Origin of the sequence: Arthrobacter sp. Soil762 (genome assembly GCF_001428335.1) — a bacterium.
In the GTDB taxonomy this organism is placed as follows: Bacteria; Actinomycetota; Actinomycetes; order Actinomycetales; family Micrococcaceae; genus Arthrobacter.
The window spans coordinates 48,675-61,964 of record NZ_LMSG01000019.1 but is presented as its reverse complement, the minus strand read 5'-3'; the positions used below and the strand labels follow the sequence as shown (position 1 = coordinate 61,964).

Below are 13,290 nucleotides of genomic sequence, written 5' to 3'. Positions count from 1 at the left end.
GTGAACGACGGCCCGCTGATCGTCCAAAGTGACAAAACCATCCTGCTCGAAGTGGACCACGCACTGGCCACCGAGGCGCGCCACGCCATCGCCCCCTTCGCCGAGCTCGAACGCGCCCCGGAGCACATGCACAGCTACCGCCTGACGCCCCTGGGCCTGTGGAACGCACGCGCCGCCGGCCTGGACGCGGAGAAGGTCCTCGACACGCTGCTCAAATACTCGCGGTTCCCCGTGCCGCATTCGCTGCTGATCGACGTCGAAGAGACCATGTCGCGGTACGGGCGGCTGCGGCTGGAGAAGGACCCGCAGCACGGCCTGGTGATGCGCACGGACGACTACCCGGTGTTGGAGGAGGTCATCCGGGCCAAAAAGATCCAGCCCCTGCTGGGGCCGCGGATCGACGGCGAAACCATTGTGGTCCACTCCTCACAGCGCGGCCAGCTCAAGCAGCTGCTGCTGAAAATCGGGTGGCCGGCGGAGGATCTGGCCGGCTACGTGGACGGCACACCCCACCTGATCGCCCTGAACGAGAACGGCTGGAAGCTCCGCCCGTACCAGCAGCTCGCCACCGAGAATTTCTGGGCCGGCGGCAGCGGCGTGGTGGTGCTGCCCTGCGGGGCCGGGAAGACGCTGGTGGGTGCCGCAGCCATGGCCACGAGCTCCACCACAACCCTCATCCTGGTCACCAACACGGTGGCGGCCCGGCAGTGGAAGGACGAGCTGCTCAAGCGGACGTCCCTGACGGAGGACGAAATCGGCGAGTACTCGGGCGCGGTCAAAGAGGTCCGCCCGGTCACCATCGCCACGTACCAGGTCCTCACCACCAAACGCGGCGGCCTGTACCCGCACCTGGAGCTGGTGGACGGCCACGACTGGGGCCTGATCATCTATGACGAAGTGCACCTCCTGCCGGCGCCGATCTTCCGTATGACCGCGGACCTGCAGGCCCGCCGCCGGCTGGGACTCACTGCCACCCTGGTCCGCGAGGACGGCCGCGAAGGCGAGGTCTTCAGCCTCATCGGGCCCAAACGGTACGACGCGCCCTGGAAGGACATCGAAGCCCAGGGCTACATCGCCCCCGCGGACTGCGTGGAGGTCCGCATTGACCTGCCCCGGGACGAACGCGTGGCCTATGCCATGGCCGAGGACGCGGACAAGTACCGGCTGTGCGCCACGTCCGAGTCCAAAACCCTCATCGTGGAACAGCTGGTGGCCCGGCACCAGGGCGAGCAGCTGCTGGTGATCGGGCAATACATTGACCAGCTGGACGAGATCGGCGAGCGCCTGCAGGCTCCCGTCATCAAGGGCGATACGTCCGTCAAAGAACGGCAGAAGCTCTTCGATGCATTCCGCTCCGGCGACGTGAACACGCTGGTGGTTTCCAAGGTGGCCAACTTCTCCATCGATCTGCCCGAGGCCTCGGTGGCCATCCAGGTCTCCGGTTCCTTTGGGTCGCGGCAGGAGGAAGCCCAGCGGCTGGGCCGGTTGCTCCGCCCCAAGAAGGACGGCCGGGCGGCCCGCTTCTACTCGCTGGTGGCCCGGGACACCCTGGACCAGGATTTCGCGGCCAAGCGGCAGCGCTTCCTGGCAGAGCAGGGCTATGCCTACCGGATCATGGACGCCAAGGATGTCGGCGCCGTCTAACGGCCACCCGCTGTTCCTGTCAGGCGATGGGGATGGCCATGCCACGGCGGGCTCCCCATGGAACACCCACCATCCATCCAGAAAACTCACAGTTTCTGGGAGCATGATGGGAGCATGAAGAAGACCGGCCCAGAAGCCAAGCTGCTAGTTGTTGATGACGAACCCAACATCCGCGAGCTGCTGTCCACCTCGCTCCGCTTCGCAGGCTTCGAGGTGGTCTCTGCCGCCAATGGCCGTGACGCGCTGGCCGCCGCGGAGCTCCACGCGCCCGATCTGGCGGTGCTGGACGTGATGCTGCCGGACATGGATGGGTTCACCGTCACCCGCAAGCTGCGGGCTTCGGGTAAGCACTTTCCGGTCCTGTTCCTCACGGCGAAGGACGACACGGAGGACAAGGTCACCGGCCTCACAGTAGGCGGGGATGACTACGTCACCAAGCCGTTCAGCCTGGACGAGGTAGTGGCCCGCATCCGTGCCGTCCTGCGCCGCACGCAGCCCCTGCTCGACGACGACGACGCCGTGATCCGGGTGGACGACCTGGAGCTCGACGATGACGCCCACGAAGTGCGCCGCGGCGGCACCGTGATCGAACTGTCCCCCACGGAATTCAAGCTCCTCCGGTACCTCATGCTGAACCCCAACCGGGTGCTGTCGAAATCCCAGATCCTTGACCACGTCTGGGAGTACAACTTCAACGGCGACGCTTCGATCGTGGAGTCCTACATCTCCTACCTCCGGCGCAAGGTGGATATTGATCCGGACGCACCGGCCCTGATCCAGACCAAACGCGGAGTCGGCTACGTGCTCCGGACGGCAGAGAAGCGCTGACCTTGCTTCAGCGGTGGAAATCGGCCTCGTTGAGGTCCCAGCTGGTGGCCATGATCATGGGGCTGCTGATTGTTGCGCTGACCTCAACGGGCGCCGGCACGCTCACATTGCTGCACAGCTACCTCCAGGGGCAGGTGGACGACAAGCTGTACGCCGCCGTCGACCTCGCCAGCAAGCAGCGCTCGTTCACCCAGCTGCAGGCACCCAACCCGATGGTCCCCACGGACTACTCGCTGATCCTCTACACCCCTGGTGAGAACCCCCAGCTGTTGGGCGGCGATCCGGATGACCACCCCGACATCTCAACCATCTCCGTTGAGGACGCCCAGGACCGGGGCACCCGCCCGTACCAGGTCAGGGGCACCGACGGCCAGAACTGGCGGGTGGTCGCGGTGACCGTGCTCTATATGGGCCGTCCTGCCGTGGTTGTCATCGGATTGCCGCTGCAAAGCGTGGATGACGTCCTCAAGCACGCCACCCTGGTGGTCACCGGCGTCGGCCTGCTCACCCTGCTCCTGGCCTCCCTGATCGCGAGCTGGACCGTGTCCCGGTCATTCCGGCCACTGGCCAAGGTGGAAAAGACCGCAGCTGCCATCGCCGCGGGCGACCTTTCCCGGCGTGTGGACGTCGAAAATCCCGGCACTGAAGTGGGGCGGCTCGGCAGCTCGCTGAACGCCATGCTGGCGCATATCGAGACGGCCTTCGCCGCCCGGACAGCCTCCGAAGGCAGAATGCGCCGGTTCGCGGCCGACGCCTCCCACGAGCTCCGCACCCCGCTCGTGACCATCAGGGGTTTCTCCGAGCTCTACCGCCATGGCGCGCTGGCCACCGACGAGGACGTGGCCACGGCCATGGGGCGGATCGAAAGCGAAGCCAAACGAATGGGTTCAATGGTGGAGGACCTCCTCCTGCTGGCGCGCCTGGACGAACAGCGCCCGCTCCAGCAAAAGCCCGTTGACCTGCAGCTGGTTGCCCACGATGCAGTGGTGGACACGCAGGCCAGCGACCGCTCGCGCCCCATCTCCCTGACCGGCCTTGGTGACGATCCGGCCGCCCCCGCGCCGGTACTCGGTGACGAAGCAAAACTGCGTCAGGTGGTGGGGAACCTCGTGGGGAACGCCCTCCGCTACACGCCGGACGGCAGCCCGATCGAACTCGCCGTCGGGGTCCGGACCTCCGACGGCGGGCAGCCGCTCGCCGTGATCGAGGTCCGTGACCACGGCCCTGGCATCTCCGAAGAGGATGCGTCCAAGGTGTTCGAGCGGTTCTACCGCGCGGACACGTCCCGGACGCGTGAGACCGGCGGCAGCGGCCTGGGGCTCGCGATTGTGGCTGCCATCGTGGGATCGCACGGCGGGTCCGTCAGGGTGGAAAAGACCGACGGCGGCGGGGCCACGCTGGTGGTCAGCCTGCCGGTCCGGGACGACGCCACCGATGAGGCTCACGCCGGCCATGACCACCTGGCGGAAGCCCACCCGGGCCGATCGGCCGCGCAGGATGGAGATCCCCTGGAAGGAGGCCACGGAGACGGAGATGGCAGGGTTATCCACATATAGCCAACGAGCGTGGCGGGCGGGCAGTGCCCGTCCGTAGGCTCGCTGTAGTGGCCCGGAGCAGCCGGGCGGGCAGCAGATGCTGTCCCACTACTTCGAGAGGCAGCAAGCCATGAGCATCATTTCCGTCGACACCGAACTCCTTCAGCTCAAGTCGGCCAACGTCAAAGCAACCGTGGACCGGATCAGCTCGGACGTCCAGGCCATGAAGCGTGGCCTGGACGAGCTGCAGTCCACCTGGCGGGGCTCGGCCGCCAACAACTTCCAGGCCCTGGTGACCGAGTGGACACTCACCCAGGGCAAGGTGGAGGCATCGCTGGCATCCATCAACATGGCCCTGGCATCAGCAGCGTCCACCTACGCCCAGGCCGAGCAGGGCAACACCCAGCGCTTCAGCTGAGTCCGCAGCCGAAATGGCCTCTACGCCTCCGGCGTCCCCTGGCGGAATCGGAGCCGCCATCTGTTGCCGTCCAAGACCCACAGTGAGCTATGGAGAGCCGTGCCTGAGCGCGAGTAGCTTCGGCACGTCAGCAGGATCGCGCTGGTGCCGATGCGGTCCGCACCCAGGATCTCCAGTTCAGTGTGCTGCCCCGGTTCCTCTTCCAGTGCCATCATCGTGGCGTCACGGGTCCATACCCTGCCCGAGGTTCCGATCTCCATAAAATCAGGGTGCAGGAGTACGCCGGTGCGGCCGATGTCGCCACGGATGTCGGGGCCCGACAACTCGCGTTCGAGGGCCTCGACGATCGCTTCGGGACTCATCTCAGCCCCGGCGGACTCCGACGGGACGAAGGAGTCGCTCTCCAGCTCGCTGAAGAGGTCCGGCTCGGCGTAGGGGCCTTGGTTGAAAAGGTCCTGGCCGTACGAGCCCTGACCGTCGGAGCCAGCACCGCCGGCTGTGGTGGCGGCCTGAAGGCTGGCTGCAGTGGCGGCGTCGGGGCTCGTCAATGCGGCGCCTGCCCCAGAGCTGACGGCAACCCGGCTATCAACTGTTGGGCCAACCGCTGCCGGGGCTCCCGCGAAGCCCGGGCCTGAACGCGCTGCCACACCCTGCTGGTACGCGGTGGCGGCTGCACGCGCGCGGACATCGGCTGCTTCATTGAGGTCGTGGCCTGCGTGGCCCTTGACCCATTCGAAGGTGTATTTCCGGCCGGCGATTTCCCGGTCAAGTTCCTTGAGCAGCTCCACGTTCAGGACGGGTTTGCCGTCGGACTTCCGCCAGCCCTTGCGTTTCCAGCCCGGCATCCACTTTGTGATGGAGTTGATCACGTACTGGCTGTCGCACAGGACCCTCAGGTCCTCCTCCGGGACGTGGGCGGTGGCACGGAACAGATCCAGGACGGCCATCAGCTCGCCCTGGTTGTTGGTGCCGTGCGGCCATCCCCCGGCACGCCAGCAGTCGTCGTTCACATACCAGGCCCAACCGGCCGGGCCGGGATTTCCTAAAGCCGAACCGTCGGCCGCTGCAGTAATTGTCACCTAACTATCCTGCCAGACAGCGACGACAACCGGTTCAGCCAGCCTTGGGAAACCGCTTACCGAAAAGCCTTGATGCCGAAGTCGAAGTGCGGCAGAATCGGAATCCTGGCCGGGAAAGCGCTTTCTCTGCCGAGGCTTCCCCACCGGCGCCGACGCCGTCAAGGGACACGCGCGGGGTGGACCTCCACCCTTTTGAGGAAGGCACATCAATGAAGATTCGGGCCATTAGCCGCAGGAGATTCCAGTTCGGCGCAGTCGCCGTCGCTGTCTCACTGCTCGCCACAGGCTGCGGTGCACCCGCCGGCTCCAGCGAAAATAGCGAAGTCACCCTGCGGTTCGCTTGGTGGGGCAATGAGTACCTCAACCCGCAAACAGAGAGAGTCATCGAGGCGTTCGAGGCGGAACATCCCAACATCAAGATCGAATCCGAGCTGGGCGAATGGGCCAGCTACTGGGACAAACTGGCCACCACGACCGCGGCCAATGACGCACCGGATGTCATCCAGATGGACCAGAAATACATCGCCGAGTACGGTGGCCGCGGGGCGCTGCTGGACCTGGCCAAACAGGGCGGGATCGACACCTCCAAGCTGGACAGGGAATCACTTGCGTCCGGCCAATACGACAACGCACAGTACGGGTTGAGCACCGGGAAGAACGCTTACGTCATCATGGCAAACACCAAGGTCTTTGAGGCAGCAAACGTGCCTGTCCCCGACGACACCACCTGGACCTGGGACGACTTCATGGACACCGCCGCGAAACTCAGCGCGGCCGGTAATGGGAAGAGCTACGGCGCAGCCTATGGCAGCAACGAGGCGGACCTCATCATCTGGCTTCGGCAGCACGGCGAGAACCTCTACTCCCCGGACGGAAAACTGGACTTCGACACCGCTACGGCCGCTTCGTTCTGGGAACGGCTGAAGGAACAGCGCGATTCCCAGGCAAGCCCGCCGGCCACGGTGGCCACTGAAGGACTCCGGCGCAGGCCTTGAGGAGAGCCTGTTCGGCACCAACCGGGTAGGCATGGCCTGGTGGTGGACTAACCAGTTGGGATCGCTGGAAACCACCACGGGCAGCAGCATCAAGATGCTCCGCGCCCCCACCGCGGACGGGAGGTCTGCGGACAACGGCATGTACTACAAGCCCACCATGTTCTGGTCCGCGTCCTCACGGTCCAAGCACCCGAAAGCCGCCGCAACCTTTATCAATTACCTGTCCAACAGCCCCGCGGCAGGCGCCATCCTTATGACACACCGCGGATTCCCCAGCAACTCCGAGATCGTCGAGGGCATCACACCGGCTGACTCCCCAAGCGGCCGCCGACGCGTTCAAGAAGGAAGTCGAAGGAATGCTGGCCACGGCCCGCAAGTAGCGAAAACAAATGCGGCCCCCTCCAGTGGAGGGGGCCGCATTATGGTTTGCGCGGAACGTAGTCCGGGCGCTGGGGACTAGAAGCCGCCCATGCCGCCCATGTCGTCGCCGCCACCCATGGCCGGAGCGTTCTTCTCCGGCTTGTCGGCCACAACGGCCTCGGTGGTGAGGAACAGACCGGCAATGGAAGCCGCGTTCTGCAGGGCAGAGCGGGTTACCTTGACGGGGTCGTTGATGCCGGCAGCCAGCAGGTCGACGTACTCGCCGGTTGCTGCGTTCAGGCCGTGGCCTGCAGGCAGGCCGCGGACCTTGTCGACAACAACGCCAGGCTCGAGGCCGGCGTTGAAGGCGATCTGCTTCAGCGGGGCGTCGATGGCAACGCGGACGATGTTCGCACCCGTTGCTTCGTCACCTGTCAGGTTCAGGTTCGCGAACGCCTTGGCGCCGGCCTGGATCAGCGCAACGCCGCCACCGGCGACGATGCCTTCTTCAACAGCAGCCTTCGCGTTGCGGACAGCGTCCTCAATGCGGTGCTTGCGTTCCTTGAGCTCAACCTCGGTTGCGGCACCGGCCTTGATGACTGCAACGCCGCCGGCCAGCTTGGCCAGGCGTTCCTGCAGTTTCTCGCGGTCGTAGTCCGAATCGGAGTTTTCGATCTCGGCACGGATCTGGGAAACACGGCCAGCGATCTGGTCGGCGTCGCCAGCACCTTCAACGATGGTGGTCTCGTCCTTGGTGACAACGACCTTGCGGGCGCGTCCCAGGAGTTCCAGTCCGGCGGTCTCCAGCTTGAGTCCGACTTCCTCGGCGATGACCTGGCCACCGGTGAGTACAGCGATGTCGGCCAGCTGGGCCTTGCGGCGGTCGCCGAAGCCCGGAGCCTTGACGGCTACGGACTTGAAGGTGCCACGGATCTTGTTGACGATCAGGGTGGCCAGGGCCTCGCCCTCGATGTCCTCGGCAATGATCAGCAGCGGCTTGTTGGACTGCATGACCTTTTCCAGGACAGCAACCAGTTCCTTGACGCTGGAGATCTTGGAGTTGACGATCAGGATGTACGGGTCCTCAAGGACCGTTTCCTGGCGCTCGGTGTCGGTAACGAAGTAAGCGGAGATGTAACCTTTGTCGAAGCGCATGCCTTCGGTGAGCTCGAGCTCCAGGCCGAAGGTGTTGGACTCCTCGACGGTGATGACGCCTTCTTTGCCCACCTTGTCCAGGGCTTCAGCGATCAGGGCGCCAATTTCGTCGTCACCGGCGGAGATGGAGGCAGTGGCCGCAATCTCTTCCTTGGTTTCGATTTCCTTGGCAGAGGCCAGCAGCTCAACCGTGACGGCCGCTACAGCCTTCTCGATACCGCGCTTAAGGGACAGCGGGTCAGCGCCGGCCGCGACGTTGCGCAGGCCTTCCTTGACCAGGGCCTGCGCCAGCACGGTAGCCGTGGTGGTGCCGTCGCCAGCGACGTCGTCCGTCTTCTTGGCAACTTCCTTGACCAGCTCGGCGCCGATCTTTTCGTAGGGGTCGTCCAGCTCGATCTCCTTGGCGATGGAAACACCATCGTTGGTGATCGTGGGGGCGCCCCACTTCTTTTCGAGGACGACGTTGCGTCCACGCGGGCCGAGGGTGACCTTGACGGCGTCGGCGAGGATGTTCAGGCCCCGCTCAAGACCGCGGCGTGCCTCTTCATCAAATGCAATGATCTTGGCCATAACGGCAGTAGTCCTTTCGGGACAGTCGTTAAGAATGAACCTCACTGCAGTGCCCGCGACGGACGATCCTTCACCGGCGGCCTCTGTATGCCGCGGCTGGGGATCTCACTCCAGCTAGGTATTTCTCTCGCTCCACGACCGCCGCCAAGCCCCGATGCCGGACAAACCGGACGTTGCTTTAGCAGTCGGTACGTAGGAGTGCTAACTCAATAATTAGCACTCCCTAGGTGAGAGTGCAAGCGAAAGGTCCCGCAAATCGCCCTGTCAGGGCGGCCCGTTCGCCACCGGCGATCAGCCTGCGGCCCGGCCTGCCGCCTCACGGCCGCTGAGCACTGCCCTGTTGTCTGCGCCGTAGGTGAACACCATGTAGTTGGCCGTGGTGATGTCACCGTTGGCGTCGAAGGCAACCGGCCCCGATTCGCCGTCGTAATTAATGTCTGCCCCGGTCTTCAGGACCGCGAGGCAGTCGGTGTAGGACAGGCACGGCTTGGTGGCCGGGCCCGAGGCCTGCGCGGCGGGCTGCCCGCCTGCTGTCCCGCCGGAGACGGCGATCAGGTTGGCGGCGATGGAGCGGCCGGCATCGTCGTCAGCCTTCGCTGCCGCCAGGACCGCGAGGTTCACGGCGTCGTAGGTCTCTGCGGCGAACGAAAGGTCTTTCAGGGCAGGGTTGACCGACACAAGACGGGCTTGGAAGTCCGCCGACGGCAACAGGCCCGGCACCACTGCACGGGCGCCGTCGAGGGCCTTGGATCCCAGCCCCGAACCGTACTGGGCGAAGGCGCCGTCGCTCAGGATGATGCTCTTGCCCGAAAGCCCTGCGTTATTGAGCTCTGCGATGGCGCCCTGGGCGTCGTCCCTGGCAATCAGCACTACCGCGTCAGGTGTGGCGGCCTTGGCACCGGCTGCAGCGTTCCCGGCGTCGCCGGGCTTGAAGGCGGTGGTTGAGACAGTTTCCAGGCCGGCGTTCTTGGCGGCGCCGGTCACCGCGGCAGCTACGTCTTTTCCGTAGCTAGAGTCCTGGTGGACCACGGCAAGGCTCTTGGCGCCGCCGTCCTTGGCCAGCTTCACCAGCACCGATGCCTGGGCAACGTCCGCCGCGGCCGTCCTGAAGTAATAGCCGCCGCTCTTGTAGCGGGACAGACCGGCAGCGGAGTTGGCAGGCGAGACGAGCGGGACGCGGGCGGCCGAGAGGACGTCGATGGCAGCGGCGGCGTGACTCGAATCCGTGGGTCCAATGACCGCGTCAACCTTGGCTGAGGCCAGATTCCTGGCCTGGGCGTCGGCGCCGTCACCGGCGCCTACCACCAGATCTACAGGCCTGCCCTTGTGGCCGCCGGCCGTATTTATTTCCTTCATTGCCAGTTGGGCCGCGGCGAGCTGCGAGTCGTTGAGGAAGGCCTGCTCCCCTGTGCTGTCCTGGATCAGCCCGATCCGCAGCGTGCCGTCACCGGATGCTTCAGCGGATTCAATGCGGGCGCCGCCGCCGGCTCCGGCACAGCCGGACAAGGCCAGCAGGAGGGCCGCCCCTGTAGTTGTGCGGACGATTGTTGAACGCAAGCTGCGGTAGATCACTGCGCGGGCCGGACGTTTTCTGCCTGCGGGCCCTTCTCGCCTTCACCGACTTCAAGCTCCACGCGCTGTCCCTCATCCAGGGCCCGGTAACCTTCGCCCTCAATGGCCGACCAGTGCACAAAGACATCGTCCCCGGAGCCGTCCACCGTAATAAAGCCGTAGCCCTTTTCGGCGTTGAACCACTTAACCGTTCCCAATGCCATGATGTCCACTCTTTTCCGTCGTGCCGTCGGTCCCCGTCGGAAGTGTGCCGCTTGTTACGGACCGAAGCCTGAAATCACTCTAGCGACAAGCCATCCGGCGGGCCGAACCACACGGCCGCTCCGGTGCCCAAAAGTTATTCAGGCGTGACCGCGAGACGCTACTGGTAGCCCGGCCCCAGGACAACAACCAACGGCACCTGGAAGTCCTGGCTCTCCACCAGAGTAGGGATGTTCAGGAGTTCGGAGACTGCTTCGGCGTTGGCTTTCTGCGCCGGGCCCGAATAGAAGATCGTGGATGTCTGCTGCGGAGCGCCGCCCCAGTTCCCCACCTGGCCCAGCGTCCAGCCATCGGCCTGGACCATAGAGCTGATGCGTCCGGCGAGCCCGGCCTTACCGGCGGCGTTGTAGATGGCCACGCCCTGGGTCTTGTCCAGGACGACCGCGGAGGGAATGTTGCTGGGCGAAGCGCTGGGCTCGGCGTCGGGGCTATGAGAGGGCTCCGGGTCCGTGGAGGCTTCAGCGGTGGCCGACGGTGCCGCGCTTGCCTCGGGGGCAGCGGTTGATTCCAGGCTGGTGGAGGCTTCGCTGCCGGCCTGGGTGAACCCGAGCTTGGGAAGGATCAGGAAGGACACCACTCCAATGGCCAATGCCACAATCCCCACCGCGAGGATGGGCCACAGCTTGCGGCGGGCAGGCGCCGAGGCCGCACGGTGGACGCCTTGCCGCGAGGCGGACTCCGGAACCTTGTCGAATTCATCCCGAGCGTATTTGGTCATGGTGGGGAGACGTCCTTGTTGATTGCTGCTGATGGCTCAGCACGAGCGTGGTCAGGCGTCGGAACCCAGGCGTCGTGCAGTGCGTGCCCGGTGACGCGACGTACGTAGTCTACGCAATCTCTTGACCAGCATGGGGTCGTGGGCCAGTGCAGCCTCGGTGTCGATGAGGGCGTTGAGCAGCTGGTAGTAGTGGGTCGCGGACAGATCGAACAGCTCCCTGATGGCCTGTTCCTTGGCCCCGGCATACTTCCACCACTGCCGCTCGAGTGCCAGCATCTGCTGGTCGCGCTCGCTCAACAGGGAGTCGCGGAGGGTAAAGTCAGCCAGCAAAGAGCCGCGCTCCTCCGGCTCCGGCATATGTTCCCGAGCAGGTTCCGCCACGGCACACCCCTTCGCTGGTCTCGCTGAATCACCGGTTAAGTTACAAAATCTCCTCCCCATGCTACGGCGTGAATAACACGGTTGTCATTTGCGCCCCGGCCGCCGCGTCCGGCAACCCTGCGAGAATGGGAGCGTGTTTGAATCTGACGCGCTGTTCGAACTAACGGCGGACCCGGCGGAGGCCGTTGGCTTTGCCGAGATGGCTGCCTTGCCGCTCAGTGAGCTGATGGCTGCCGACTGGGCGGAGGCGCTGGGCCCCGTAGAGAGTGAGCTGCGCGGCGTCCTGGGCTTCCTGGCCGCCGAAGTTGCCGCGGGGCACCGGGTGCTGCCGGCGCCGTCGAACGTTCTGCGCGCCTTCCGGCAGCCGCTGGCGAACGTGTTGGTCCTGGTAGTGGGCCAGGACCCCTACCCGACGCCGGGCCACGCGATCGGCCTGTCCTTTGCCGTTGACGGGCGCACCCGCCCCATCCCGCGGAGCCTGGCAAATATCTACCGCGAACTCGAGTCCGACCTCGGCCTTCCGGCGCGCGTCCACGGCGACCTGTCCGCCTGGGCCAGCCAAGGGGTCCTGCTGCTTAACCGGGTCATGAGCGTCCGCGCCGGGGCAGCCGGCTCCCACCGGGGCAAAGGCTGGGAGGCCATCACGACGGCGGCAGTCACCGCGGTTGCCGGCCGGCGCACTTCCGACGGCGGCCCTGCGCCGCTGGTGGCGGTGCTGTGGGGCAGGGACGCGGAGAGTGTCCGGCCCCTTCTGTCCGGCGCGGCGGTGGTGTCCAGCGCCCATCCCAGCCCGTTGTCGGCGTCGCGCGGATTCTTCGGCTCCCGGCCCTTCAGCACCATCAACCAACTGCTGCAGGACCAGGGATGCCCTGGCGTAACCTGGGAACTCCCTCCGGTCCCTTAGCTTAGGGTTGCCTTATGAGCACTCTTCCGGCCGCCACCAATGCCACGAAAAAAACACGTCCGCAGATCGATCTCACGGTCCTTCGACGCGAAGAACTCTCGCCCCACATGGTCAGGATCGTGGCCGGCGGCGAAGGTTTTGCCGCCTACGTGAACAACACCTTCGTGGACCGCTACATCAAAATCGCTTTTCCGCAGCCCGGCGTTGACTATGCCCAGCCCCTGGACCTGTGGACCATCCGCGAAACCATGCCCCGCGAGCTGTGGCCCTTCACCCGCACCTACACGGTCCGCTGGGTGGACACCGAGGCCAAGGAACTCGCCATCGACTTTGTGATCCACGGGGACGAAGGGCTGGCCGGCCCTTGGGCGGCCGCCGCCAAGCCCGGGGACGCCTTCACCTTCACCGGCCCGGGCGGCGCCTACAACCCGGCGCCGGACGCTGACTGGTACCTCTTTGCCGGCGATGAAGCCGCACTTCCTGCGATCGCCGCCGCCATCGAATCGTTGCCGGCGGAAGCGGCCGGCCTGGCGTTTATCGAGGTGGACAGCGACGCCGACATCCAGCCCCTCGCGTCCCCGGCGGGCGTTAAGGTGACCTGGCTACGCCGCCACGGCGCGCCGGCCGGCACCGGGAACCTCCTGGTCTCAGCGGTGGCCGACGCCGAATGGCCCGCTGGCCGCGTTGACGTTTTTGCCCATGGCGAGCGCGGCTACATGAAGAGCCTGCGGGACGTGCTTTTCGTCCAGCGCGGCCTGGAACGGAGCCAGGTTTCGTTGTCCGGCTACTGGGCCCAGGGCCGGGTGGAGGACGACTTCCAGGCCGAGAAGAAGCTGCCCGTGGGGAAGATCTAAGGAGGGAAGATCTGAG

The 13,290-nt window shown here is 65.5% G+C and carries 13 protein-coding genes; 7 read left to right on the top strand and 6 right to left on the bottom strand.

What is annotated here, in order from left to right:
- The 4 genes from ASG77_RS14260 to ASG77_RS14245 all read left to right on the top strand — a co-directional run bounded on the left by ASG77_RS14260 (window position 1) and on the right by ASG77_RS14245 (window position 4,425).
- Window positions 1-1,644 carry a DNA repair helicase XPB gene (locus tag ASG77_RS14260; protein WP_056346637.1) on the top strand — a complete coding sequence of 548 codons (1,644 nt, stop codon included), beginning with the start codon at window positions 1-3 and terminating at the stop codon, window positions 1,642-1,644.
- Window positions 1,645-1,758: 114 nt separating this feature from the next.
- Entirely contained in the window at window positions 1,759-2,472 is a 714-nt protein-coding gene (locus ASG77_RS14255; protein ID WP_056346636.1) for a response regulator transcription factor, read from the top strand.
- A 2-nt stretch (window positions 2,473-2,474) separates the two neighbouring features.
- On the top strand, window positions 2,475-4,028 hold the full coding sequence (locus ASG77_RS14250) for a sensor histidine kinase (protein ID WP_200950770.1): 1,554 nt from the start codon (window positions 2,475-2,477) through the stop codon (window positions 4,026-4,028).
- A gap of 109 nt (window positions 4,029-4,137) precedes the next feature.
- On the top strand, window positions 4,138-4,425 hold the full coding sequence (locus ASG77_RS14245) for a WXG100 family type VII secretion target (RefSeq protein WP_056347304.1): 288 nt from the start codon (window positions 4,138-4,140) through the stop codon (window positions 4,423-4,425).
- 20 nt (window positions 4,426-4,445) lie between these two features.
- On the opposite strand, the gene ASG77_RS14240 is transcribed toward ASG77_RS14245, so the two are convergent.
- Window positions 4,446-5,504 (bottom strand): ribonuclease HI family protein, encoded by a 1,059-nt coding sequence (locus ASG77_RS14240; protein WP_056346635.1) that lies wholly within the window; start codon window positions 5,502-5,504, stop codon window positions 4,446-4,448.
- Between the two features lie 209 nt (window positions 5,505-5,713).
- Between ASG77_RS14240 and ASG77_RS14235 the strand changes: the two genes are divergently transcribed.
- Window positions 5,714-6,499: an ABC transporter substrate-binding protein gene (locus tag ASG77_RS14235; RefSeq protein WP_235564551.1), complete on the top strand. Its 786-nt coding sequence runs from the start codon at window positions 5,714-5,716 to the stop codon at window positions 6,497-6,499.
- A gap of 456 nt (window positions 6,500-6,955) precedes the next feature.
- Here the strand turns inward: ASG77_RS14235 and groL are convergent, their stop codons facing one another.
- From groL to ASG77_RS14210, 5 genes are all read right to left on the bottom strand, one after another.
- On the bottom strand, window positions 6,956-8,584 hold the full coding sequence (gene groL / locus ASG77_RS14230) for a chaperonin GroEL (RefSeq protein ID WP_056346632.1): 1,629 nt from the start codon (window positions 8,582-8,584) through the stop codon (window positions 6,956-6,958).
- A 291-nt stretch (window positions 8,585-8,875) separates the two neighbouring features.
- Window positions 8,876-10,141, bottom strand: a complete 1,266-nt coding sequence (locus ASG77_RS14225) for an ABC transporter substrate-binding protein (protein ID WP_235564550.1) — start codon at window positions 10,139-10,141, stop codon at window positions 8,876-8,878.
- Window positions 10,142-10,152: 11 nt separating this feature from the next.
- A complete protein-coding gene (locus ASG77_RS14220; RefSeq protein WP_141139551.1) occupies window positions 10,153-10,359 on the bottom strand; it encodes a cold-shock protein in 207 nt (68 codons plus the stop codon).
- A 158-nt stretch (window positions 10,360-10,517) separates the two neighbouring features.
- Window positions 10,518-11,135, bottom strand: a complete 618-nt coding sequence (locus ASG77_RS14215) for a LytR C-terminal domain-containing protein (RefSeq protein ID WP_056346628.1) — start codon at window positions 11,133-11,135, stop codon at window positions 10,518-10,520.
- Window positions 11,136-11,186: 51 nt separating this feature from the next.
- Entirely contained in the window at window positions 11,187-11,516 is a 330-nt protein-coding gene (locus ASG77_RS14210; protein ID WP_056346626.1) for a DUF3263 domain-containing protein, read from the bottom strand.
- A 133-nt stretch (window positions 11,517-11,649) separates the two neighbouring features.
- Between ASG77_RS14210 and ASG77_RS14205 the strand changes: the two genes are divergently transcribed.
- Together ASG77_RS14205 and ASG77_RS14200 are read left to right on the top strand one after the other, a co-directional pair.
- Window positions 11,650-12,420, top strand: a complete 771-nt coding sequence (locus ASG77_RS14205; protein ID WP_056346624.1) for a uracil-DNA glycosylase — start codon at window positions 11,650-11,652, stop codon at window positions 12,418-12,420.
- Window positions 12,421-12,434: 14 nt separating this feature from the next.
- A complete protein-coding gene (locus ASG77_RS14200; protein WP_056346622.1) occupies window positions 12,435-13,274 on the top strand; it encodes a siderophore-interacting protein in 840 nt (279 codons plus the stop codon).
- Window positions 13,275-13,290 lie beyond the last annotated feature (16 nt).

Excerpts from the sequence above, each read along its gene's own strand:
- ASG77_RS14235 (WP_235564551.1), top strand. The coding sequence starts at position 5,714 with ATGAAGATTCGGGCCATTAGCCGCAGGAGATTCCAGTTCGGCGCAGTC.
- ASG77_RS14200 (WP_056346622.1), top strand. The coding sequence starts at position 12,435 with ATGAGCACTCTTCCGGCCGCCACCAATGCCACGAAAAAAACACGTCCG.
- ASG77_RS14215 (WP_056346628.1), bottom strand. The coding sequence starts at position 11,135 with ATGACCAAATACGCTCGGGATGAATTCGACAAGGTTCCGGAGTCCGCC.
- ASG77_RS14255 (WP_056346636.1), top strand. The coding sequence starts at position 1,759 with ATGAAGAAGACCGGCCCAGAAGCCAAGCTGCTAGTTGTTGATGACGAA.
- groL (WP_056346632.1), bottom strand. The coding sequence starts at position 8,584 with ATGGCCAAGATCATTGCATTTGATGAAGAGGCACGCCGCGGTCTTGAG.
- ASG77_RS14220 (WP_141139551.1), bottom strand. The coding sequence starts at position 10,359 with ATGGCATTGGGAACGGTTAAGTGGTTCAACGCCGAAAAGGGCTACGGC.
- ASG77_RS14245 (WP_056347304.1), top strand. The coding sequence starts at position 4,138 with ATGAGCATCATTTCCGTCGACACCGAACTCCTTCAGCTCAAGTCGGCC.